The 21814-nt window shown below is 48.9% G+C and carries 19 protein-coding genes, 1 pseudogene and 2 riboswitches; of the genes and pseudogenes, 15 read left to right on the top strand and 5 right to left on the bottom strand.

Features of this window, described 5'->3' with window-relative positions:
* Positions 1-486 carry a cysteine dioxygenase gene (locus HP567_RS26750; protein WP_173610028.1) on the bottom strand — a complete coding sequence of 162 codons (486 nt, stop codon included), beginning with the start codon at positions 484-486 and terminating at the stop codon, positions 1-3.
* A gap of 402 nt (positions 487-888) precedes the next feature.
* On the opposite strand from HP567_RS26750, the gene HP567_RS26745 reads away from it, so the two are divergent.
* Positions 889-2043, top strand: a complete 1155-nt coding sequence (locus HP567_RS26745) for an MFS transporter (protein ID WP_173610029.1) — start codon at positions 889-891, stop codon at positions 2041-2043.
* Between the two features lie 67 nt (positions 2044-2110).
* Positions 2111-2836: a sporulation protein YunB gene (yunB, locus tag HP567_RS26740; RefSeq protein ID WP_173610030.1), complete on the top strand. Its 726-nt coding sequence runs from the start codon at positions 2111-2113 to the stop codon at positions 2834-2836.
* A 138-nt stretch (positions 2837-2974) separates the two neighbouring features.
* Here the strand turns inward: yunB and HP567_RS26735 are convergent.
* Positions 2975-3106: pseudogene (locus tag HP567_RS26735) on the bottom strand (aldo/keto reductase); the annotation flags it as partial.
* A 227-nt stretch (positions 3107-3333) separates the two neighbouring features.
* Here HP567_RS26735 and HP567_RS26730 point away from each other — a divergent pair.
* From HP567_RS26730 to HP567_RS26675, 12 genes are all read left to right on the top strand, one after another.
* Entirely contained in the window at positions 3334-4329 is a 996-nt protein-coding gene (locus HP567_RS26730) for an ABC transporter substrate-binding protein (protein ID WP_173610031.1), read from the top strand.
* Positions 4326-6512, top strand: a complete 2187-nt coding sequence (locus HP567_RS26725; RefSeq protein ID WP_173610032.1) for an ATP-binding protein — start codon at positions 4326-4328, stop codon at positions 6510-6512. The genes HP567_RS26730 and HP567_RS26725 overlap by 4 nt, the downstream gene beginning before the upstream one ends.
* A gap of 7 nt (positions 6513-6519) precedes the next feature.
* The gene (locus HP567_RS26720) at positions 6520-7899 is read left to right on the top strand and encodes a sigma-54-dependent transcriptional regulator (RefSeq protein ID WP_173610033.1); all 1380 of its coding nucleotides are present in this window, start codon (positions 6520-6522) and stop codon (positions 7897-7899) included.
* Positions 7900-8081: 182 nt separating this feature from the next.
* A complete protein-coding gene (locus HP567_RS26715) occupies positions 8082-9014 on the top strand; it encodes a c-type cytochrome (RefSeq protein WP_173610034.1) in 933 nt (310 codons plus the stop codon).
* Between the two features lie 123 nt (positions 9015-9137).
* Positions 9138-9806, top strand: a complete 669-nt coding sequence (locus tag HP567_RS26710; RefSeq protein WP_173610035.1) for an HAD family hydrolase — start codon at positions 9138-9140, stop codon at positions 9804-9806.
* 68 nt (positions 9807-9874) lie between these two features.
* Positions 9875-10022: riboswitch (FMN riboswitch) on the top strand.
* Between the two features lie 112 nt (positions 10023-10134).
* Positions 10135-10279, top strand: a riboswitch (FMN riboswitch).
* Positions 10280-10411: 132 nt separating this feature from the next.
* Positions 10412-11518 carry a bifunctional diaminohydroxyphosphoribosylaminopyrimidine deaminase/5-amino-6-(5-phosphoribosylamino)uracil reductase RibD gene (ribD, locus tag HP567_RS26705; protein WP_173610036.1) on the top strand — a complete coding sequence of 369 codons (1107 nt, stop codon included), beginning with the start codon at positions 10412-10414 and terminating at the stop codon, positions 11516-11518.
* A 19-nt stretch (positions 11519-11537) separates the two neighbouring features.
* Positions 11538-12194, top strand: a complete 657-nt coding sequence (locus tag HP567_RS26700) for a riboflavin synthase (RefSeq protein WP_173610037.1) — start codon at positions 11538-11540, stop codon at positions 12192-12194.
* Positions 12195-12210: 16 nt separating this feature from the next.
* Positions 12211-13410, top strand: coding sequence for a bifunctional 3,4-dihydroxy-2-butanone-4-phosphate synthase/GTP cyclohydrolase II (locus HP567_RS26695; protein ID WP_173610038.1), 1200 nt, complete (start codon positions 12211-12213; stop codon positions 13408-13410).
* A gap of 16 nt (positions 13411-13426) precedes the next feature.
* Positions 13427-13891: a 6,7-dimethyl-8-ribityllumazine synthase gene (gene ribH, locus HP567_RS26690; RefSeq protein ID WP_173610039.1), complete on the top strand. Its 465-nt coding sequence runs from the start codon at positions 13427-13429 to the stop codon at positions 13889-13891.
* A 126-nt stretch (positions 13892-14017) separates the two neighbouring features.
* Complete coding sequence (locus tag HP567_RS26685) at positions 14018-15520, top strand: spore germination protein (RefSeq protein WP_173610040.1); 1503 nt, start codon at positions 14018-14020, stop codon at positions 15518-15520.
* A gap of 4 nt (positions 15521-15524) precedes the next feature.
* Positions 15525-16613, top strand: a complete 1089-nt coding sequence (locus tag HP567_RS26680) for a GerAB/ArcD/ProY family transporter (protein WP_173610041.1) — start codon at positions 15525-15527, stop codon at positions 16611-16613.
* Entirely contained in the window at positions 16610-17728 is a 1119-nt protein-coding gene (locus tag HP567_RS26675) for a Ger(x)C family spore germination protein (protein WP_173610042.1), read from the top strand. The genes HP567_RS26680 and HP567_RS26675 overlap by 4 nt, the downstream gene beginning before the upstream one ends.
* A gap of 23 nt (positions 17729-17751) precedes the next feature.
* Here HP567_RS26675 and HP567_RS26670 read toward each other — a convergent pair whose 3' ends face one another.
* The 3 genes from HP567_RS26670 to HP567_RS26660 all read right to left on the bottom strand — a co-directional run bounded on the left by HP567_RS26670 (position 17752) and on the right by HP567_RS26660 (position 21026).
* Positions 17752-19281 (bottom strand): aldehyde dehydrogenase family protein, encoded by a 1530-nt coding sequence (locus tag HP567_RS26670; RefSeq protein ID WP_173610043.1) that lies wholly within the window; start codon positions 19279-19281, stop codon positions 17752-17754.
* A gap of 6 nt (positions 19282-19287) precedes the next feature.
* On the bottom strand, positions 19288-19914 hold the full coding sequence (locus HP567_RS26665) for a TetR/AcrR family transcriptional regulator (protein ID WP_173610044.1): 627 nt from the start codon (positions 19912-19914) through the stop codon (positions 19288-19290).
* A 107-nt stretch (positions 19915-20021) separates the two neighbouring features.
* On the bottom strand, positions 20022-21026 hold the full coding sequence (locus tag HP567_RS26660) for a M23 family metallopeptidase (RefSeq protein ID WP_173610045.1): 1005 nt from the start codon (positions 21024-21026) through the stop codon (positions 20022-20024).
* Between the two features lie 206 nt (positions 21027-21232).
* Between HP567_RS26660 and HP567_RS26655 the strand changes: the two genes are divergently transcribed.
* Complete coding sequence (locus HP567_RS26655) at positions 21233-21784, top strand: DJ-1/PfpI family protein (protein ID WP_015893041.1); 552 nt, start codon at positions 21233-21235, stop codon at positions 21782-21784.
* The last annotated feature ends 30 nt before the right edge of the window (positions 21785-21814 follow it).

The raw sequence follows: 21814 nt of genomic DNA, 5'->3' as shown, positions 1-21814 counted from the left end.
TCAGTATTGCGATGGTGGTTCAAAGGGACAATATTGGCGGCAATTACGCAATGGTGGACTGTAAACGTTCACGGAAATAACCGGACTTTGTCCATTGTTGCGAATGGCATGAATTTCCCCAGGCTCTACAAAATAGTATTCACCTGTGCTGACATGAGTTGTTTGTGCTCGTTGAACTTCATTTTCATTATTCGTCTGGACATAAAGCATATTCGTTAGCGTACCTGAGACTACCAATTCCCAACCAAAAGAATCACCGTGATTATGCGGGATGGATTCCTGATTTGTCGGCAGATGGATCAAGACAACTTCTACATGTGGCGTGGAGAATAATACTTTGCGTCCATAGGGTAGGTTTAGCGGCTCCGGGATGTATGGACCAAGTTGTTCCATGCAAGGAGAGAGGGAGACGAGAGCGTGTCTAAGCTGGGCAGGAGTAGGAGAAACGAGGGAGCCAAATGCTTGTTCCAAACGTTCCAGATTCATAAATAACCTCCCAAACGAAAGTCATACTCCCTACACCATATGATCAAATTTCAAGAGTAGTGATAGCATGAGCTTGTCCAAAAGGAAATTATTTACCATTATTCTTACATTGTAAATCAACAGGATTACTTGAGTTTAGGGCGCTTTTGGAGAAAAAGCGTCCTTTTTTGTGCTATCGACAATCAGCGCACCCACCAACTATTATGAAGGTACGGCAACAAGTGCCGTACAGGACGATTTGGGGAAACGTCCCCCATCGAAATGTTTCGAGAACATGAGCTTTTTTCTGATTTTCATTTAAGAGGAGGCATGCGCATGTCAACTGCCATAATCAGTGTACGCACCCACTAGAGGGGGGCGTTGATTCAAACCACCTGTCATGATCGGGAGGTTTGGATGCAGATGAATATAAAATGGTATTTGTATGTCAATGCGTTGTCATCCTTGGGATCACGGATGAATTTGATCGCGTGTAGCGCGTTGATTTTTACATTTGAACATAGTGCTTATTGGATGACCGCTTTTTTCGTTGCAAGACAACTAGGGGGGATGCTGTTTAGTCCCCTGGCAGGCATGTTGGCTGATCGAATGGACAGAAGGCGCACTATGATCGCAAGCGACATGGGAGCCGGTCTTGCTATTTTGGCTATCGCCTTTTATCCGACACCGTATGTATTAATCGCTGCGGCCTTTCTCAACGGAATGCTGTATACGCTGTTTCATATTAGCTTTCAGGCATCCTTGCCACAAATATTTGGGAGTGAGCAACTGGTTCAGATCAATGGATTAAAGGTCAGGCTGGAGTCTTTGGTAGGCATCATGGGCTTCATGCTGGGAGGATGGCTGACAGATCACTATGGGTATACCATTGTGATCACTTTGGATGCCGCCAGCTTTCTTTTCTCAGCATGGATTCTGACGGGACTTCGGTGGGAGGAGAAGGGGGACAATGCGCTAGCTACGTCAAAAGCAGCAAGCAGCTTTCGTGTCACCCTTCGTTACTTGCGGGAAACGCCTGTGCTATTGACGATTAGCTTGTTAGCCTTTCTCGTATCGCTCAGTACGTCTGCGTATAATTACGGGTTGCCTTTTTTGGCGGATCAATTGCACGGTAGTGACGCTACCCTGCACGGATTGATGTGGACGGCGATGAGTATCGGAGGCTTGATTGGCTCATACGTGGCAGCTCGTTTGCGGGTAAAGCTCGTGAATGGGATGCTCATCGCTTATGCTGTTTTTTCCGTAGGGATTGTAGGGGCATTCGCGGCAAACCATGCTGTGTCTGTGCTTATGCTTCTGGTATTTGCTGGTCTTTTTTCCGGGGCAGCACAGGTATATGAGAGCACCCTTTTGCAACAAGCCCAAAACGAGCTGCGCGGCAAGGTGATGGGGGTGCAGGGGCTCTTGAGTCGAAGCGGGTATTTCGCTGGTTTTCTTATGGCTCCATTCTTGGCGGGTGCCTTCACTTTATTCGGAATGCTGGTCTTTGCCCAATTGATGCTTGTCGCAGGGTTGATCGGATTTGGCTTGTATCTTGTTTTTCTTTCAAAAAAATAGAAATCCGGGCTCTCGATACACGTAGTCTTTTTTCCACCTCCTAACCATAGGATGTACCAGTTGGGAGGTGTCGGGATTGGCCGTATTTCGACCCCGTCGGCGTTGGAGAAACCCGCTTTCACGTACGAAAGCGTTTTTGATCGCGTTGGTTATCTTTTTTGTTTTGACGATACAGACCCTTGTGTTTTTGCAAAATCGGTTGGAGCCTACTCTCTTGATCCTGGCGACGCAAAAAGCCGAGCAATTGGCGAAAGAAGCGATAACCGATGCCGTAACCAAGCGGATTTCGCAGCAGGGCGTCGACTTTAATCAGATTGTCAAAATCGAGAAGAACAACGAGGGACAGATTCAGGCGTATCAGTTCAACTTCAAGGAATATGCAAGAATCGTGGGTGAAACAACAGCGAGAGTCCAGAACAAGCTCCAAGAGTTCGAGCAAGAAAAAGTAGACCGCACGATTCCGCTTGGTTTGGCTACCGGGAACTCCTTTTTGGCATCAATGGGGCCGAATTTGCCGGTGACTTTCGTGCCCATCGGCTCGGTCAAAACCAAGCTGGAGACAGAGCTGAAGGAAGCAGGCATCAATATGGTGCTGGCGACAGTATATATTTTTGTGGAGGTCGATCTGCGCATCGTGATCCCTTTTGCAACTGAGGAGCAGACGGTCACGACGAAAATCCCGATCACCCACTCCTTGATCATTGGCGATGTACCGACGTATTTGTATAACAACCCGGAAGGCAAGCCGGATGTGCCGCGGATTCCTGGGGAAACACCGGACGGCACTCCGTAATCGCTGAATAGGAAAAAGCGGCAGCGCGTAGCTGTCGCTTTTTTTTATAAGGCTTAGGAAAGAAGGAATAGCGTAAGCATGGACTTGAAAAAACTGCGTTGACACAACAAATTCAAAGTCTTGGGGAAGAACTTGGCAAAGGGAAGCGTGGCAGGCTTCCCTGATGTGTTTGCGGGAAAGACCCCGATCATTTTTTCCGGTACCAGTCGGATGAAAAACCTTCGTGCACAACTCAATCCTTTCACGACGAATCCCCTTTAAAGTCTCACCCCAAATCGACTCTGCTCTCGACTCCGATATTCCATGAGGTCCTTCCTCCTTCCAAATGTAAGCTGATTTTAACAAGTATAATTAAATATGGAAAACATATATAACTATCACCGTTAATAGGAAAAACATATTATTTAGGGAAGTCCGTATTCATTGACCAAGGTTTGTTAAATATTCACATTCTCTGCCATCATTTGCCGCTATGATGAGAGTTGGATGTGATACCTATGAAAAAACAAAGGAAAATCCTCTTTCTCATCCTGTTAGTGGCAGGAACTTTGCTCGATTGGTCCAGTAGTCAGCAAAAACAGGACGTCGAGCTATATACGATAGGAATTGTGATTGCCAATGAGGATCGAAAAGATAAAGTAGTGGGATTGAAGGCGGGATTGCAATCGCTGGGTCTAGGTGAAGGAGTACGTGTTCAGTATGCACCTGTCTATTTGAATGCGGCTCAAACCCTTGAAGAGGAGCGCTCCCTTGTCCAGGACTTGATTTCCAAAAAGCCTGATGTAGTCGTCACGACAGGGGCGCACGAGACCTTTTTGATTCAACAGGAGACAACGACGGTTCCCATTGTTTTTATCGGTGTCGCCTCACTGGTCGAGCTACCGCTTGTTGAGACAGAGGGGACAGTTACGTGTGGAATCAGCAATGGCCAAATGGATGTGATTGGGAAAAGGTTGGAGCTGACAACTCGTTTGTTGCCTGATGCCAAGCGGATTCTGATCATTGCCGATTCTCATGCTCCTACGACAGAGCGGGCAATCGTAGAAGCAGGGTCAGCCGCTTCCTTGCTTGGTGTTCGCTTGCAGGTGGAGCAGGTTGCTTCCCCAAGAGATTTGGAGCAATTGCTCAGTAGGCTCTCACCAGGAGAATACGACGCCATGCTTCCTTTACCTAGCTATGTTCTGGAAGACGCGATTACTGATTGCTTGCCTCTTTTGATCGAGAAGCAATTGTTTGTCATGGGCGCATACCCCGAGCAGGTGAAGGCTGGCTTGTTTGCCGCTTACGGCGTTTCTTTTCATGCACAAGGCATGCAGGCTGCTCATATGGTGGCTCGGGTGTTGGATGGAGTCCCTCCAACCGATCTGTCAATCGAATGGCCGGATGACGTGCGGCTGGTTGTCAATGCTGCTTCCCTGTCCAAGCTGCCTATTACCGTAACCGATCAACAGTGGTCATTGGCACAAGAATGGTATGGAGTGAAGAACAAATGAGGAGGAGCAGACTACCGCGCATCAATCGACTAAAGACAAAGATGCTCCTGTTTGGGCTTTGCATGTCCATCATCCCTTTTCTGATTCTTGGTTATATCAATTTGCAAACGAGTAAAGATAAGGTTCGAGAAGAGGTAGACAGAGCCAATCAGATCTACGTGGAAAACACATTGGCGCAGTTGGATATGCTTTTTTTACATACGACCCAATCCATGCAGGTGGTTCAGCAGCGTTTTCTCAAAGAGCGCCCTAGCGATGATGATGCTTATTTTTTGTTGAATACGTTATTAAAAACCTCCCCTTACATGGAGGAGGTCGCGCTTTTTCATCAGGATGGAGGGCCGCAGTTTTTGCTGAATCGCTGGAAACACCAAAGAGTGGATACAGTCAGTGAGCAAGACAACCAGCTTCTTCCGACCATCCAGTCGGGAAAACCATACATCGGAAGCATTGTCCGATCAGCGGAAGGGAAGCTGCTGGTAACGGTCGCGATCCCTCACTTATCTGCCAACGGTGTAAAAGGCGGCATGTACGCAAAGCTCAATGTAAAACAGTTGCTCGAACAGGTCACACTGCGAGCTCGATATGAAAACGAGGCCTATTTGTTCGTCACGGATGGGAAAAGCGATAGGTTTGCAGATCCGTTTATGTTGGGCAAGCCTTCTGATGGCTCCTTGACCTATTATGAACAAGCGGTTCCTCCCTCCTGGACACTACCAGATCGAACTGACAAGCCTGTTATCCGTACGTATCAGGCTTCCAATGAAGATGTCATGGTCAACTATGCCATGCGTTCTTCCGTCACCCATTGGGTCATTATGCTGGAACAGTCAAGCCAAACGGCGTTTGCTGCCTTTTCAAAATTGGAACAATCTCTGCTCTTCACGACCTTATTCATCGCACTTATCGTGTTGGGGATTAGCATTGTGTTTTCTGTCTCATTTAGCCGATTAATGGAAAAGATCGAATCCGCTGTGCAAAAAATCGCAGGTGGCGATTTATCCGTACGAATACCAGTGACGACCTCAGATGAAATTGGCAGGCTGGCAGCGTCCTGCAATGAAATGGCACAGAGTCTGGAGACGAAGACCAATCAACTTCTGGAAGAAAAGAAACGGCTTGATCTCGTCGTCAGTGGCATGGGGATGGGACTGATTCTCGTAGATGAATGTTTTCGTATTCGCTGGATTAATCAAACAGCGTCGGCGTGGTTTCAGGATACGGCAAATCTCCTGGGGAAGGACTGCCATCAGACGATTGGTCAGCATTTCAGCTCATGCAGTGGCTGCATGCTCCGAACACGACAAATGGTAAACCAAAATCAGACTGACCTTATTTCCTCCAGAGTCGATCAGGATGGACGTGTCCGTTCTTATCGACATCAGGTTTTCCCTCTGCATCCGGAGAAAGAATCGTCGGCTTTTCTGGAGGTCATCGAAGACATCACGGAGAAACGAGAGCTGGAAGCCGCAATCGCACAAGCAGACAAGCTCGCTGCTATTGGACTCTTGGCATCGGGCATCGCCCATGAAATCAATAATCCATTAGGCATTCTGTCGTTGTATGGACAAGACTTGCGGGACCGTCTCGTGGAAGAGGATATTCGAGATTTACAGGACACAGGAGAGCTTACCCAATACTTGGACACGATGGACAAACAAATTAACCGCTGCAAGGAAATCACGACCCGGTTGCTGCACTTTTCGGGAAAATCACCCGTTACCGTAGAACAAGTAGATATTCATCAAGTCCTAACAGACATTCTCATTCTTTTATCCCATGAAATACGTGTCAAACAGGTAACGGTAAACCAGTCTCTGTCGGCCTCTGCTCCGTTTCTTCTCGCTACCCCTGGACAACTTCAGCAGATCTTGCTCAATCTGTTAACCAATGCACTGTACGCGACCCAGGAGCGGGGAAATATTGAGATAGCAACTGATTCTCCATCGAATGATCGGCTCCGTCTGTATATCAAAGATGATGGATGCGGTATACCTGCAGCAGATTTGCCGCATGTTTTGGAGCCTTTTTATACAACCAAGCCTCCTGGAAAAGGGACTGGTCTCGGGTTATCGGTCTGCTATGGGATTGTGACGAATTTAGGCGGAGAAATCGAGATCGAAAGTACGCCAAACATAGGCACGACTGTTACGGTCATCCTGCCGTCGGCAAAGGGGGAATGAACAAAAGATGCACACTGACACTCGGATACTCATTGTTGATGACGAAGCAGATTTCCGCCATCTATTAACCAGTCGATTAAAGAGAAAGGGATATACCACGCTGGAAGCACCTGACGGAATCAGCGCGCAGCAGCTAGTAACCAGCGAAACGATTCATGTGATTCTGCTTGATTTGAAAATGCCCGGGATGGACGGTCTCGCCTTTCTGCAATGGTGCAAGGAAGCCTCTCCTGCCATTCAAATTATTGTTGTAACGGGACACGGAACCATCGAAACAGCTATCGAAGCGATGAAACGCGGTGCTTATGATTATTTGACAAAACCTTACAACCTCAATGAATTGGAGGTATTGATTTCCAAGGCCATAGAAAAACAGCAGTTGACCGAGGAAAACCAACAGTTGAGAGAAGCGCTGTCGACAAATGGGAAAACGACGTTTCAAATCGTTGCGGAAAGCCCGAAGCTAAAAGAGGTCTTAGCAACTGCCAAGCGAGTAGCCAGTACGGATTTTCTCGTTCTCTTGAAAGGGGAAAGTGGGACAGGGAAGGATGTCATTGCGAGACTCATCTATGAATGTAGTGAGCGAGCAGCAGAGGCATTCGTACCGATCAATTTGGGGGCGATACCAGAAACGATGCTGGAAAGTGAACTGTTCGGACACGAAAAGGGAGCTTTTACAGGCGCAACTGCCCAAAAAAAGGGACTGGTAGAGATTGCTCACGTGGGGACGCTCTTTTTGGATGAAGTAGGGGATTTGCCTTTTCCTTTGCAGGTCAAGCTGCTCCGTTTTCTGGAAACGGGTGAATTTCGCCGAATAGGGAGCCCGATTTTGCACAAGGTGGATGTTCGGATCATTGCTGCTACCAATGCCGATCTGGAGAAGAAAGTGGAAGAAGGAACGTTTCGGTCCGATCTCTATTTCCGGCTGCATGTCATGGATTTAACGATTCCACCCCTCGCCCAGAGAAGAGAGGACATTTTGCCATTGTCGGCTTTCTTTTTGAATCGACTGAAGCGTAAGTATCCAGTCAAACCGCTTTCTGTGAAAGCCCAGGCAGCTCTTTTGGCCTACTCATTTCCGGGGAATGTTCGGGAGTTGGCTCATATGATCGAACGCGCTGTCGTTTTGGCAAAAGGAGAGGAGATTGACGACAAGGATCTCTTTCCTCATGAACAGCCAGTGCATCACAACCCGTCAGATCGAAAGCTCCTTTTCTCTGCAGAATCGGGGGAGGAAGAGGCGTTTTTACTGAAACACGTAGAGCGAGAACATATCAAGCATGTGCTGGACGTTCTGCAATGGAACAAGACCAAGACAGCTGAGAAGCTGGGGATCAGCGTGCGTAATCTGTACCGAAAAATCGAAGAGTACGAGCTGCGACCGTGACATTTTGTCGCGTACTGACCGTGACATTTTGTCGCGTACTGACCATGACATTTTGGCATGGTCTTTTCTTTTTCTTGCTGTTTGGAAGCGCCAAGTCGTTCGTTTTCCTGCTTCTATGGTTTGGCACGCCTCTTGCTACTCTCATGGTGTGAATGCACGATCAACATGGAGGAGTGAGACCTATGTTCAAAAAAGAGAAGACAGGCTGGAAGAAGCTGTCTATGGTTGTAGTGGCGATGCTGGTCTTTGCAGGCTGCGCTACACAGCAGTCCGCTCAACCCACCTCAACAGCGAATGAGGCCAAAGATAAAACAGCGAGTGGGGCAACGGGAGCAATCAATTTAGATTCTTACACCCCGCCTAGTATGGACAAGGTACCAGAAGGGCCATTGGGAGAATCGATTAAGTATGGACATAAGTTAATGAATGAAACGAGCACAGTGATCCCTGAATACACAGGAAATAAGCTTTCCTGCTCCAGCTGTCACGGTAATGCAGGAATGGATGCGACCTCCCCATTAACGGGTGTCACCGCAGTCTATCCCCAGTACATTCCAAGGTCTGGAAAAGTGATTACTATTGAAGATCGGATCAATGGTTGCTTTCAACGAAGCATGAACGGAAAGCCATTGCCTTACAACAGCGACGAAATGAGAGCGATGGTTGCCTATCTGACATATATCTCAACAGATGTACCAGTAGGAATTAAAGAGCGCCCGTGGATAGAGAAAAATGATATGAAGACCGTACCTCAACCGAATGTGGCAAATGGAGAAGCCCTCTTCCAAAAATCGTGTTTACAATGTCATGCTGCTGATGGTTCAGGTACAGGTCCAAACTCTGGCCCAGCACTATGGGGGGATAACTCCTTCAATATTGGTGCAGGCATGGCTCGAATTTCCAAAGCGGCTGGCTACATTCAGCGTAATATGCCTTTAGGGGAAATGGGTGGCATCAAGCAAGGCTCGTTAACCGATCAAGAAGCAGCGGACCTAGCTGCCTATATTTTGTCCAAGCCACGTCCGGACTTTGCCAAAAAGGCACAAGACTGGCCAGCCGGAGGAGTTCCAAAGGATGTGCCGTATGAAGTAGATAGCGCCAAGAAGAAGCAATAGGAACTCAATATCGAACCCCAAAAAGGGGGCTGTCCCAAAAGTTATAAAATGACGGAGGGATAGTCCTTTTTTTGATAAAATGGAAGGATCATTCACGACTATTGTCAAAAATGGAGGCACAAAATGAGCAGAACCTTTCAAAAAGGCATTATTTTCGATATGGACAACACCTTGTTGCAATCCAGGATCGATTTTACCGAGATGAAGCGGGCCATATTTCAGCTATGGGTGGACAATGGGATCGTTTCCCCAACATTTGAATGGGAAAAGCATACCGCATCACAGCTCATTGAGATCGGGCGAAAAGCGGAGCAGATGACGTCAGAGTTGGAGCAAGCGATGTGGGATGCAGTAACCACGATCGAGAAGGAAGGGATGCATGGTGCCGTTCTGGAGCAACACGCGGTAGAAGTGCTGGAGGAGTTGAAGAACCGCTACCAGTTGTATATCCTGACCAACAACGCGTATGCTGCTGCAATGGAGGCTTTGAACGAGACGGGAATCGCCTCCTACTTCGCTGAAATCGTCGCCCGCGAGCAGATGACGACATTGAAGCCATCTCCCTCTGGCGTTCACTATATTCGCAGCCGAAAGCCAGATTGGCCTGTTTCGGCCTGGACGATGATCGGGGATTCGTGGATCGATGGCAAGGCGGCCTGTGATGGACAAGTTGCTTTTATTGCCTATCAAGGGAATGAGTTGGACATGGAGCGAAATGGTGTTGTGCCAAGAGCGTACATCAATGATTTGAAAGAACTCCTGACGGTCCTCGAAATGTGCGAGCAAGAGTAAAAGTGCACTTCTCCAATAAATGATTACAGACAATAGCGAAAAATATGCTATACTTTGCCTAACTGAATACCAGCCTTCAGGGTAGGGTGCAATTCCCGACCGGCGGTAATGACGAACGCACGTCTGAGCCCGCGACTCGCTATCGAAGCAGTTGATAGCGACTGACTTGGTGCAAATCCAAGGCCGACGGTACAGTCCGGATGGGAGAAGGTATTTGGAACGGCCTGTTTCGCTGTTTTTTTCAAAAAACGGTAGAAGCGAGGCTTCTTTCTGAACGCCCTGAGCATAATATTCATGGGCGTTTTTATTTTTCATAAAACTTCATAGCGACAATCTTCAGGGCAAGGTGAAATTCCTGACCGGCGGTAATGGCGTACGTACGTCTGAGCCCGCGACTCGCTGACCACGCTTGCAGCGACTGATCTGGTGAAAGTCCAGAGCCGACGGTACAGTCCGGATGGAAGAAGATTTTTTGCTTTCTTCATTTGTTTTTTCAAAAAACAGATGAGGTAAGGCTTCTTTCCCTATGCCCTGAAACGCTGTGAGGTTTCAAGGGCTTTTTGCGTTGTGCTTGGCTGGAATGATGGAACAGAAAGGAGTGCGGTATGGAACAGGACAGCAAGTACATGGATCTGGCGCTGGAGCTGGCACGATCAGCACGAGGCCAAACCAGTCCGAATCCCATGGTCGGAGCTGTGATTGTGAAAGAGGGAACCATCGTCGGAATGGGAGCGCATCTGCGGGCAGGAGAGCCCCATGCTGAGGTGCACGCACTGCGGATGGCTGGGGAAAAAGCGCAAGGTGCGACCGTATATGTGACGCTGGAGCCTTGCAGTCACTATGGGAAAACACCGCCGTGTGCAGAAGCGTTGATCGCAGCTGATGTACGTCGTGTGGTTGTAGCTACGCTCGATCCGAATCCATTGGTGGCGGGACGAGGCATCGAGATGCTGCGGGCAGCAGGAGTAGAAGTGGCGGTGGGCGTGAGAGAAGAGGAAGCGAAGGCGCTCAATGAAGTCTTTTTCCATTACATCCAAACCAGACGTCCATTTGTGACGGTAAAGACGGCCAGTACATTGGACGGAAAAATTGCTTCGGTCACGGGACACAGTCAGTGGATTACTGGTGCAGAGGCTCGGGCAGAGGTGCATGAACTTCGCAGGCAGCATGATGCAATCCTGGTTGGAGTTGGGACGATTCTCGCTGATGACCCACTGTTGACGGCGCGCAAGGGAGAGCAGTGTTTTGGGAGCCAGCCAGTTCGCGTGATTTTGGACAGCCAATTACGTACGCCGCTGGATGCCCGTGTCGTTCAGAATACAGATGCGAAGACATGGATCTTTACGACAGATGCAGCCCCAAGGGAAAAGCAGGAGCTGCTTGCAGCAAGAGGAGTTAAGGTCATCACAATGGTAGGGCCAATTCGCGTGGAAAAGGTGCTGGATACGTTGGGGGAGCTGGGGATTACCTCGTTGCTTGTGGAAGGCGGACAGGAAGTAAACGGCTCCTTTTTGCAGGCGAGAGCGATTCAGAAGGTCGTGAGCCATATCGCGCTAAAGCTGATCGGAGGAAGCGGTGCGCCCTCGCCGTTCGGTGGTCAAGGCTTTGCAACGATGGGAGAAGCAGTGCAGCTGACAAATGTCATGATAACTCCGATTGGGAAAGGCGATGTACAGATTAGCGGGTACCCACAATGGGAGGATCAGACGTAGCAGGTGAGGAGGAGAGAGCATGTTCACGGGACTGGTCGAAGAAGTGGGCGTGATGGAATCGATTCAAGGGAACGAACAGGCGAGCCGACTGGTCATCCGCGCACAGCAGGTACTTGAAGGGGTGAAGCTCGGCGACAGTATCTCGGTCAATGGCATTTGCCTTACGGTTACTTCTTATACCAATCGTCAGTTTTGCGTCGATGTGATGCCAGAGACAATGAATAAGACGAGCTTGCGCCAATTACGCAGTGGACAGCGAGTGAATTTGGAAAGGGCGATGCGGCTGGGGGATCGATTCGGCGGGCATATCGTCTCCGGACATGTAGACGGGACCGGAATAGTTGCTTCACGAGAGGTGAATGCGAATGCAGTTGTGTTCCGGATTGAGGCCAAACCGCAGCTGTTGAAGTACGTCATTGCCCGTGGATCGATTTGCATAGATGGCATCAGTCTCACCGTGGTGGACGTAAACGATAACGGTTTTACGGTTTCGATCATTCCGCATACGCTGGCGAATACAAGTCTTGCAGACAGACGACCTGGGGACTTGGTGAATCTCGAAACGGATGTCATCGGCAAATATGTGGAGCGCTTGTTAGGTTATCAAAACCATGGCGGTACAGAAAAATCTGGCGGGCTCAGTCTAGCCTTTTTGCAGGAAAATGGCTTCGCGTGAGTAGGAGGGAGAAAGTATGTTTCATCGCATAGAAGAAGCATTGGAAGATTTGCGTCAGGGCAAGGCAGTCATCGTGGTAGATGATGAGGATCGGGAAAACGAAGGAGATTTTGTCTGCATGGCCGAAGCGGCTACGCCTGAAATGATCAACTTCATGGTCACGCACGGCAGGGGACTCGTGTGCGTGCCGGTGACAGAAGAGCACGCAACTCGCTTGCAGCTGGCTCCGATGGTGAATGCCAATACAGACAAGCAAGGAACGGCTTTTACCGTGTCTATCGATGAAGGGAGCACACACACAGGGATATCCGCTCACGAGCGCTCTCAAACGGTCTTGGCGATGCTCAATGAGCAGAAGACCGCAGAAGATTTCCGCAGACCGGGACATATTTTTCCGTTAATCGCGAAGTCTGGCGGTGTATTGCGCAGAGCGGGTCACACGGAGGCGGCAGTTGATTTGGCTCGCTTGGCGGGGGGCATTCCAGCGGGAGTCATTTGCGAAATTATGAACGAGGATGGCTCCATGGCACGTCTGCCGGAATTGGTAGAGATTGCACGCCGCTTTGAGCTCAAGCTGATTACGATTGCAGACCTGATAGCGTATCGGATGCGGACGGAATCCATGGTGAAAAAGGAAATCGAAGTGCAGCTTCCGACCGCCTACGGTGATTTTCGAATAGCGGCCTATACGAACGAGCTGGATGGCAAAGAGCATGTGGCTCTCATTAAGGGAGAGATCGGACCGGATGAGCCCATTCTCGTTCGCGTGCACTCGGAGTGCTTGACAGGCGATATTTTCGGGTCATACCGCTGCGACTGCGGTCCACAGCTGCACGCTGCATTGGAACAGATCGAAGCGAACGGACGCGGCATTTTATTGTACATGCGCCAGGAGGGCAGAGGCATTGGCTTGATTAATAAGCTCCGTGCCTACAAGCTGCAGGAGGAAGGCTTGGATACGGTTGAGGCCAATGAAAAGCTAGGATTCGCCGCTGATCTGCGAGATTACGGTATTGGTGCGCAAATTTTGCGGGATTTAGGTGTGCAACGCATGCGGCTTTTGACCAATAACCCACGAAAAATCCGTGGGCTTACTGGCTACGGTTTGACAGTAGAAGAACGGGTGCCGATTCAAATGCCGGAGCATCTGCACAATAAACAGTACCTGACAACAAAACAAGAGAAGCTGGGCCACCTGCTTCATCTGCACAGATAAGGAGAGGGAATAAGCGATGAGAACATTCGAAGGACATTTGGTTGGAACAGGTTTGCGTGTAGGGATTGTGGCAGGACGTTTTAATGAATTGATCGTAAGCAAGCTGGTCGGAGGGGCCCTTGATGCCTTGAAGCGTCATGGCGTAGAAGAGGAGCAGGTAGACGTGGCATGGGTTCCGGGGGCATTTGAAATTCCGTTGATCGCCAAAAAAATGGCGGAATCCGGTCGCTATGATGCAGTTGTTACATTGGGAGCTGTCATTCGTGGCTCCACTCCACACTTCGATTATGTCTGCAATGAGACCGCAAAAGGAGTCGCGTCCCTATCTTTATCCACTGGGGTACCCGTTATTTTTGGTGTTTTGACGACAGACAATATCGAGCAAGCCATCGAGCGAGCAGGAACCAAAGCAGGCAACAAAGGCTGGGAAGCCGCAACGGCAGCGATCGAAATGGCTAACTTATCTAAGCAGTTCGCCTAATCATTTCATATGGGTAGCGAGATAGTTCAACGGGGGCTTTGGCTCCCGTTTTCTATTTTTTTGGATAAAATCACCACGGGTAGGTCAAAGTAAGAAAGATTTTCCTGAAAAAAAGGGGGATCTAACGTGAAGCCGACTGATTGGTGGAGAGCGCAGGTAGAGGCCATACAAACAAAGCGGCGCATCAGTTCGGTACAAGCGCGGCGAAGCGAACAAATTACACCTGAAATGGTAAAACAGTGCATGCAAAACGTGGATGACCTCAGCAGCTTGTCATTGAAGATGAATGACGAAGAGGTACACGTTTTTTTTCTCGATACGCTGGTGGATGTGTCCCAGATTTATGAGAATGTCTTTCTTCCGTTGCAGCGTTCCGACGGGAAAGACCCGATGCAGGTGCTCCCTTTCTCACAGGAATGTCTTCTTGACGATATGGAGACGTTGATGAGTAACTTGCTACGCGGTCATACCATCTTGTTTTTCCTGGAAAGGGATCTCATTCTGCATGTGAATACATTTCAGGTCGCGCATCGTTCCATTACGAAATCCGAGACGGAGGCGACCGTCCTTGGACCGCAAGATTCCTTTGTTGAAATGCTGGAGATCAATTTGTCCTTGCTTCGGAGAAGAATGGCTACGCCTCATCTGAAAGTATCGAGCTACTCGATTGGCACCGAGGCGCACAACAAGGTAGCTGTGATTTATCTGGACAACATCGCGAGCGCAGAAAATGTGGAGCGCGTGAAAAAACGGCTCGACAATGTCATTTACCCTGGATTTGTCGGGATGCCTGTCTTAAAGCAAATGCTGGAGGACAAGCCGTACTCTCCGTTCCCGCAATTTGGCTTGACGGGTCGGCCTGACAATGCAACAGCAGCCTTATTGGACGGCAGAATCGTGATCATGCTGAATGGCAGTCCGGATGCTGCTATCTGTCCGACTTCCTTTCTGGAGATGTTTAGCAGCCCCGAAGACTTTTACAATCGATGGTCAACGGCGAGCTTGCTGCGGATGATTCGCTTTTTCGGTTTATTTATCACCATCATGCTTACCTCCAGCTATGTCTCTGTCTTGACGTATCATCCGGAAATGCTTCCACCCGCTTTGCTGACGATTTTGTCTGAATCGCGCAGTCGGGTGCCTTTTCCGCCAGTGATCGAGGTGCTCATTATTGAGCTCGTCATCGAGATTTTGAGAGAAGCAGGGATACGCATGCCGACTAAAATCGGTCAAACAATCGGTATCGTTGGCGGTATCGTGATCGGGACAGCCTCCGTACAAGCAGGGTTAGCCAGTAATATCCTGATCGTCCTTGTTTCTGTATCAGCGCTGCTTTCTTTTGTGCCACCCAATTTTTTGATGAGTAATGCGATTCGGCTCGTTCGCTATGGTTTTATCTTGATGGCAGGCGTATTGGGCATGTACGGCCAGATGCTGGCACTGTCGTTTTTATTCGCGCATTTGCTCAATCTGACTTCGCTCGGGACTCCGTACATGACCCCGGGAGTTCCGCGTCAATGGACCGATTTGATGAATAGTCTCGTACGTGCGCCATTGAGGTTTATCGTCAATCGAAACCGCATGTCCCGGGCAAAGCAAAAGCATGTCCGGCCAGTTGGGGAGGACTAGGGAGATGGATAGAGGGAGAATTCACAGCCTGAATCCGATCCTGGTAATCGGATTGATTATGAATACGATGGTGGGGGTCAATTTACTTGGACTGGCTCATTCTGCCAGCAAACTAGGCTACAATCTGTGGTGGTCTCCGATTTTGTTGGGATGCATCGTCAGCTTAACGTTAATTCCGATGATGGCCTTGTGCCGTCGCTATCCAGAGGATAATCTGTTTCGGATTCACGAAAAGCTGTTGGGAAAATGGCTGGGACGCTGTTTCAATATCTTGATTATCGTCTACGCCATTCTGAATGTATCTACCGCCAATGAAGGATATGTCAGGCTGGTGCAAACCTCCATGCTGAGCAATCAGACAGCCACATTGCCGTTGCTCGGATTGACTTTGACGATGGTCTACATTACAAATGGCGGCATCAAATTAATCGCGCGTTTTTGCCTGCTAACCTTCTTTTTTACCGGCTGGATGGTTTTTCTTTTGCAGTACGGATTTCAAAAGGGAGGATTCACACATATTTTTCCTCTATTTAATACAGATTGGCGCAGTATAGCCGAAACCGTGCACAATTCTTACGCGAGTATGCTTGGGTATGAATTGGTTCTGTTTTTCTACCCGTATATCCAAGAGAAGAACAAGGCACACAAGCATGTGCTGATTGGGGTATGGATCGTGGTTTTGTTGTATGTCATGGTCTTGCTCACAAGCGTAGCTTATTTTTCCGAATGGCAAATGGAAAATCTCATTTATCCCATTTTGAATTTGTTTAAGGCTGTAGAGCTGTCTTTTTTGGAGCGGATCGAAAATCTCGGGATTGGTCTCTGGGTCTTCCTCATTCTCAGCACGAGTACGGGATATTTGTGGGTTGCGCGTACAGGGCTTGAAGAAATGGCAGAAAAGACTCGGCTGTGGCATCTGCTTTTACCGACCATCATTTCGTTTTTATTCATTGTGGGGCCATTATCTGTAGAAAAACAACGCTACATTTATGACAAGGTGACTGTTTACATAGCCTATGGATTGATCTTATGGCCTATTTTTTTGTTATTGCTTCATTCCTTGAAGTTCGGTAGAGGAGAGCGGGTATCATGAAGAGGGCAAGCTGGTTCATTGTTACGGTTATCCTCTTACTCAGCCTTTGCGGGTGCGGACGCGAACTCGAACGGCCAGCACTGGAAGACATGGCCATGATTGGGGTTATGGGCTTCGATTATGTAGATCGTGAAAAAATAGATGTCACCGTATCTGTACCGGTTCCCTCCAAAAATAAGGAATCCACGCAGGTGTACTCGACTTTTGCTTCGATGACGAGCGAGGCGATGCTGAATCTCGCGACAAAAGCAGAGAGGAGCATGTCTCTCTCTCAATTGCGTGTGATTTTGTTCAGTGAAGAATACGCCCGCAAAGTAGGGATCGGAAAAGTCATCCTTGATCTCTACCGCAATCCGATTGTAGGAGAAAATGTATACATTGCCGTCGTACAAGGAAAAGCGAAAGATGTCATCAAAAAAACCTATAACCATAGGCCGGAAATCAACACGTATTTGAACAGCTTGCTTCGTCCGCGAGTGGAAACGGCCTTTTCGTCTTTTGCGACCATTCACGATTTTGTTTTTATGATGACCAGCAACACGATGGACCCCAATCTTCCTTATCTCATTCAAAGTGACGGAGAGATTCAGATCACCAAGGCTGCCCTTTTTCGAGTGGACAGGATGATCGGAATGTACTCACAGCGAGAGGGGAAGCTGGTTCAGGGCTTTCTGGGAAGAGAACGCTTGCCACGTATGAGCTTCGAGTTCCAGCACGAGACGAAAACAGGTAAAAAACAAAGGGAAAAGGTCGTCTTCGATTTTGTGCGGGCAAAAACGAAAGTAAGAAGCGAAGGCAGCCTGAAAAAGCCTGTTATCCACATCGATCTTAAGGTAAGAGGAATGCTGGTAGGCTATTCAGGCAACAAGGATTTGGAAAAGCGGGCTCAATTTCGGACCTTGATTCAAGAGCTTGAGAAACGGATCAAAAAGGAAAGCATGGAGATGTTGGTGCGTTTTCAAAAGCAAGGGGTTGACCCGGCGCAGCTAGAGGAGAGCATTCGCCAAAAATATTATGGCAAATGGACACGCGAAACGGGTCTCGCCCTATATAAAAAAGCGAAATTTAATGTCAGAGTTCATGTGGATATAGTCGGTTTTGGCACACTGAAATAAGGAGCAGCAGGATACCGGTGTGGTTAGAACAGACGCTTGAATTCGCGCCAGATCGCACCCAAAGTCCGGCGATTTACATTTTGGAGCTTGCCGTATAACAGGTTCGTCAAACCGATGAAGGTGAGCTCTTGATCTTTCGTATACGGATACCAGTTGAACTCGCGTTTGCGCTTGCCCGGATCGTGGATGACAGAGATGCTGTGTGTAAAGGCTTGCAGTCCTGAAGGTCCACGATAACGGCCAATACCGCTCTGTTTGACCCCGCCAAAAGGAAGATGGGGATTGGCGTAGCTGATAATGACGTCGTTGATGCACACATTGCCACTGTCGAGCTGACGAGCTACGCGATCCGCTTTTGTTTTATCGGCTGACCATACGGAGGCATTCAGTCCGTACGGTGAGCTATTAGCCAGGCGGACAGCCTCCTCTTCGGTGGAAAAAGTCATGATGGGCAGCACTGGACCAAAGGTCTCTTCCCGCATGATTTTCATTTCAGTCGTCACGTTTGTGAGAATGGTCGGCGCGATATACATGCTGTCAGAGGAAGGAAGTCCTCCGGTGACTGAAGTCGCGCCCGCAGCCAGCGCTTCGCTCACATGCTCACGGACAATGCCGATTTGTTGGGAAGACGTCATCGAACCGACCTCGGCCTCATTCGGATAGCTTTGGCGCAATGCTTTTGTTTTTTCAGTGACTAGCTTGAGAAACTCAGGATATACCTTTTCATGGACAAAAAGACGTTCAACAGACATACACACCTGTCCAGAGTTCGTAAAAGCCCCCCACACCGCGCCATTTGCTGCCCGTTCCAAATGAGCGTCTTCAAATACGATCATCGGGTCCTTCCCGCCCAGCTCCAATTCAACAGGGATCAAATGCTCCGAAGCTGCCGCCATAATTTTTTTGCCTGTCGCAACAGAGCCTGTGAAAAATATTTTATCTGGGCGCGCAGCTACCAGCGCCTGTCCAGCTTCGCGTCCTCCATGCAGGACGGTTACGACTCCATCTGGCATAGAAACAGCGGAAAAAACCTCTTCCATGAGCAGTCCGGTAGAGGCAGTCACCTCGGAAGGTTTTAAAATAACGGTATTGCCTGCTACCAGCGCAGATAATACGGGAATGATAGCAAGCTGAAACGGATAATTCCACGGAGAAATGACCGCGACGACACCCATCGGTTTGTAGTGGATATACGATTTCTTCGGCCATAGTACGATAGAGGTTGGTACTGGCTGATCGGCCAGCATCTGATAGGCATGTTTTTCATAAAAGCTGATCGTGTCGACAGTGACGAAAATTTCGGTCATATACGCTTCCAATGTAACTTTTCCGGTAGCCTCACTAATTTTTCGGGCGATTTCTTCGCCGTGATCGACTAAATAATGCCGCAACCGTGCCAAATAGTCCAGACGCTCGGCCAACGATGTCGTGGACCAAGCTGGAAAGGCAAGACGCGCACGTGCCATCGCGTCTTCTACTTGTTCTGGAGTCGCTTCCTGTAAAGCGCCAAGCAGTTCTCCAGTGGCGGGATTTTGCATGGACAGGACTGCCATCCTAATTCACCTCGATTCAGGAGATAAAGATTCAGAAGAGAAGAGTGTATCCATCAAATGGGCAAAGGCCTGTTCAAAATGAGCAATCGCTTCTTCCGGCTTCTGCAAGTCATCGAGCAAAAATTGAAAAAGGAATCCGTCGATTGCAGAGTAGATGAGTGAGATTGCGGAGTTTTCGTCAATGGTCAACGGTGATTGTTCTTCGCGCTGCAACCGTACGAGCATACGAGAGATGAGCTGATGCAGACGGGTTCGAATGATTTTTACCTGTTCACCAAAGGCGGGAACGTACATGGCCTGTACCTGCAAGTCATACCAGAGCCGATGCAGATTTCGATCCTCTTGTAGACTACGGCACAGGACACGGGCTAGAGCTGCTGACCATTTTCCAGATGGAGCTGCGAGCACTTCGCGTTCCAACTCCTCCATAAAACGTCCCTTGTAGCTAGAGATTACAGCGAGCAAAAGCTCTTCTTTGCTTGCAAAGTAATAATGCAGAATGCCAAGTGAGACGCCAGATTCCTTGGCAATGTCGCGCAAGGAAACATGAGCATACCCTTTTTCAGCCAAACAAGCAGTCGCTTGCTCAATCAAAAATGCCCGTTTTGCTTCGGCTTTTTTTGGGGTAGTCACTTTCTCACCTCGTTTTTGGACGACTGTCCAGTTTTTCTGTTTTTATTGTATTTTTACGGATGATGTCTGTCAATGAGAGAGCTGCCCATAAAAAAGAAGCGGCTTCATTACCGCTTCTTTTGCCGCTCCCAGCGTCGTAAATACGGATAAGGATCAAATGACCAATCCGCGCCACCTGTTTCTCTGTACATCCCGTAGTGCAGATGGGGAGGGAATTTTCCTGAAGTACCAGGCTTCCCATAACCAGAACTGCCGACATATCCGATCACTTCACCCGGTTCCACGATGTCACCCGGCTTCAATCCCTTTTTAAACGAGGACAGATGTGCGAAGTAATGATACACATTGCCCATGTCACGCATGCCGATTCTCCATCCGCCATACCTGTTCCAGCCGAGTACCTCAATGACTCCGTATGCTGTGCTGAGTACGGGAGTGCCGTGACTGGCAAAAATATCGGTCCCCTCGTGGATGCGACGTCCACCCCAGCCGCGTGGCGCTCCCCATGTACTGCGGTAGCTGTATTCGTACCTCGTGGGGATAGGAAAATGCCTCTCTTCTAGGGCCAGGTGCTGGTACTTTGCATACACCTGCGCGAACTGCCTGATCGTCTTCACGGACCGATCCCGCTGGTAGTAAGACCAGAGACCAATTTGCCAATCTTCATCGGAGAAGCCGTATTGAGATAGGTAATGAATGAAAGTAGTGAGTGCATCGAGATCGTTGTGCCGATCCGCTAGCCCATCGCCGTCGCCATCCATCCCGACCCCTTGAAAAAATTGAATGGATACCGGATTCGTATCTTCTGCATCGGGGTTGAACGCACCTGCCCAACGATCGCCTGGAATGTCCACGGCTGTTAGTCGCGAGACGTTTTCTTGCTCCTGCTTCTTCTTGCGTATTTTCATGGTTCGCTCGTATTGATCAACGGCTGCCAAATAATTCCACGGGATGCCGTACATCGATTCCAAGCGGAAAAAGAGTTGCAAACGTTCTTGAAGAACCGGGTCTTGTCCTTTGGCGGACGGAGCGATTCCGGCGGCGGATTCTAGTGGCGAAATAGCTGCAACCACGCACAAGCTGATCTGAATGATTAGGCGGAAAACTCGCATGCCGTCTCCCTCCAGCTTCTAGTCTTTTGTTGTAGTTTCTGCCAGTTGGAGTGGATTATCCAAGATACTTTTGGAAGAGCTTTTGGTTGTTATTGAGGAAAGTTTTGTAAATTTGCGGCAAAAAGAGGCAGGAGCACACCATATCGTCAAAGAATTGAAATCAGGAGGAGTGTATTCCTTAAAAATCGTCATGAGGAGGCTGTGTGATGAGCAAAAAAGTGTTGATTGTAACAGGCGACGCTGTAGAGGCACTGGAGGTTTTCTATCCGTATTACCGCTGCTTGGAAGAAGGGTATGAAACGGTTATTGCAGCACCCAGCGTGAAAACCTTGCACACCGTTTGCCATGATTTCGAAGCACACAGTGAGACGTACACTGAAAAGCCAGCTTATCAGCTTCCCGCCCATGTTGCATTCTCAGACATTAACCCGGAGGCGTTTGACGCCTTGATTATCCCGGGGGGACGAGCACCTGAGCATATCAGGCTCAATGAGCATTTGAAGCCGATTGTGGCGCACTTTTTCGAGACGAACAAGCCAGTCGCAGCCATCTGCCACGGCTCCCAAGTATTGACCATCGTTCGCGAGCACTTAGCCGGTCGTGAAATCACAGCTTACCAGGCTTGCAGACCCGACGTAGAAGCGTGCGGAGCGATCTACCAAACGGAAACGCTCCATGTCGATGGCAATCTTGTTTCCGGACATGCATGGCCAGACCTTCCAGGCTTCATGCGTGAATTCCTCCATTTGCTCAAGTAAACAACCAGTCCTCCAAACTTCCGTCATTGC

Source organism: Brevibacillus sp. M2.1A (genome assembly GCF_013284355.2).
Lineage (GTDB): Bacteria > Bacillota > Bacilli > Brevibacillales > Brevibacillaceae > Brevibacillus.
The sequence above is the reverse complement of the archived record's forward strand: the minus strand, read 5'-3'. Positions and strand labels throughout refer to the sequence as shown.

What these genes read in the sequence shown, in the direction of transcription:
- ribH (WP_173610039.1), top strand. Translation starts at nt 13,427, where the DNA reads ATGAGAACATTCGAAGGACATTTGGTTGGAACAGGTTTGCGTGTAGGG.
- HP567_RS26695 (WP_173610038.1), top strand. Translation starts at nt 12,211, where the DNA reads ATGTTTCATCGCATAGAAGAAGCATTGGAAGATTTGCGTCAGGGCAAG.
- HP567_RS26715 (WP_173610034.1), top strand. Translation starts at nt 8,082, where the DNA reads ATGTTCAAAAAAGAGAAGACAGGCTGGAAGAAGCTGTCTATGGTTGTA.
- HP567_RS26750 (WP_173610028.1), bottom strand. Translation starts at nt 486, where the DNA reads ATGAATCTGGAACGTTTGGAACAAGCATTTGGCTCCCTCGTTTCTCCT.
- HP567_RS26700 (WP_173610037.1), top strand. Translation starts at nt 11,538, where the DNA reads ATGTTCACGGGACTGGTCGAAGAAGTGGGCGTGATGGAATCGATTCAA.
- HP567_RS26680 (WP_173610041.1), top strand. Translation starts at nt 15,525, where the DNA reads ATGGATAGAGGGAGAATTCACAGCCTGAATCCGATCCTGGTAATCGGA.
- HP567_RS26675 (WP_173610042.1), top strand. Translation starts at nt 16,610, where the DNA reads ATGAAGAGGGCAAGCTGGTTCATTGTTACGGTTATCCTCTTACTCAGC.
- HP567_RS26730 (WP_173610031.1), top strand. Translation starts at nt 3,334, where the DNA reads ATGAAAAAACAAAGGAAAATCCTCTTTCTCATCCTGTTAGTGGCAGGA.
- HP567_RS26670 (WP_173610043.1), bottom strand. Translation starts at nt 19,281, where the DNA reads ATGGCAGTCCTGTCCATGCAAAATCCCGCCACTGGAGAACTGCTTGGC.
- HP567_RS26655 (WP_015893041.1), top strand. Translation starts at nt 21,233, where the DNA reads ATGAGCAAAAAAGTGTTGATTGTAACAGGCGACGCTGTAGAGGCACTG.
- HP567_RS26660 (WP_173610045.1), bottom strand. Translation starts at nt 21,026, where the DNA reads ATGCGAGTTTTCCGCCTAATCATTCAGATCAGCTTGTGCGTGGTTGCA.
- HP567_RS26745 (WP_173610029.1), top strand. Translation starts at nt 889, where the DNA reads ATGAATATAAAATGGTATTTGTATGTCAATGCGTTGTCATCCTTGGGA.
- HP567_RS26720 (WP_173610033.1), top strand. Translation starts at nt 6,520, where the DNA reads ATGCACACTGACACTCGGATACTCATTGTTGATGACGAAGCAGATTTC.
- HP567_RS26710 (WP_173610035.1), top strand. Translation starts at nt 9,138, where the DNA reads ATGAGCAGAACCTTTCAAAAAGGCATTATTTTCGATATGGACAACACC.
- ribD (WP_173610036.1), top strand. Translation starts at nt 10,412, where the DNA reads ATGGAACAGGACAGCAAGTACATGGATCTGGCGCTGGAGCTGGCACGA.
- HP567_RS26725 (WP_173610032.1), top strand. Translation starts at nt 4,326, where the DNA reads ATGAGGAGGAGCAGACTACCGCGCATCAATCGACTAAAGACAAAGATG.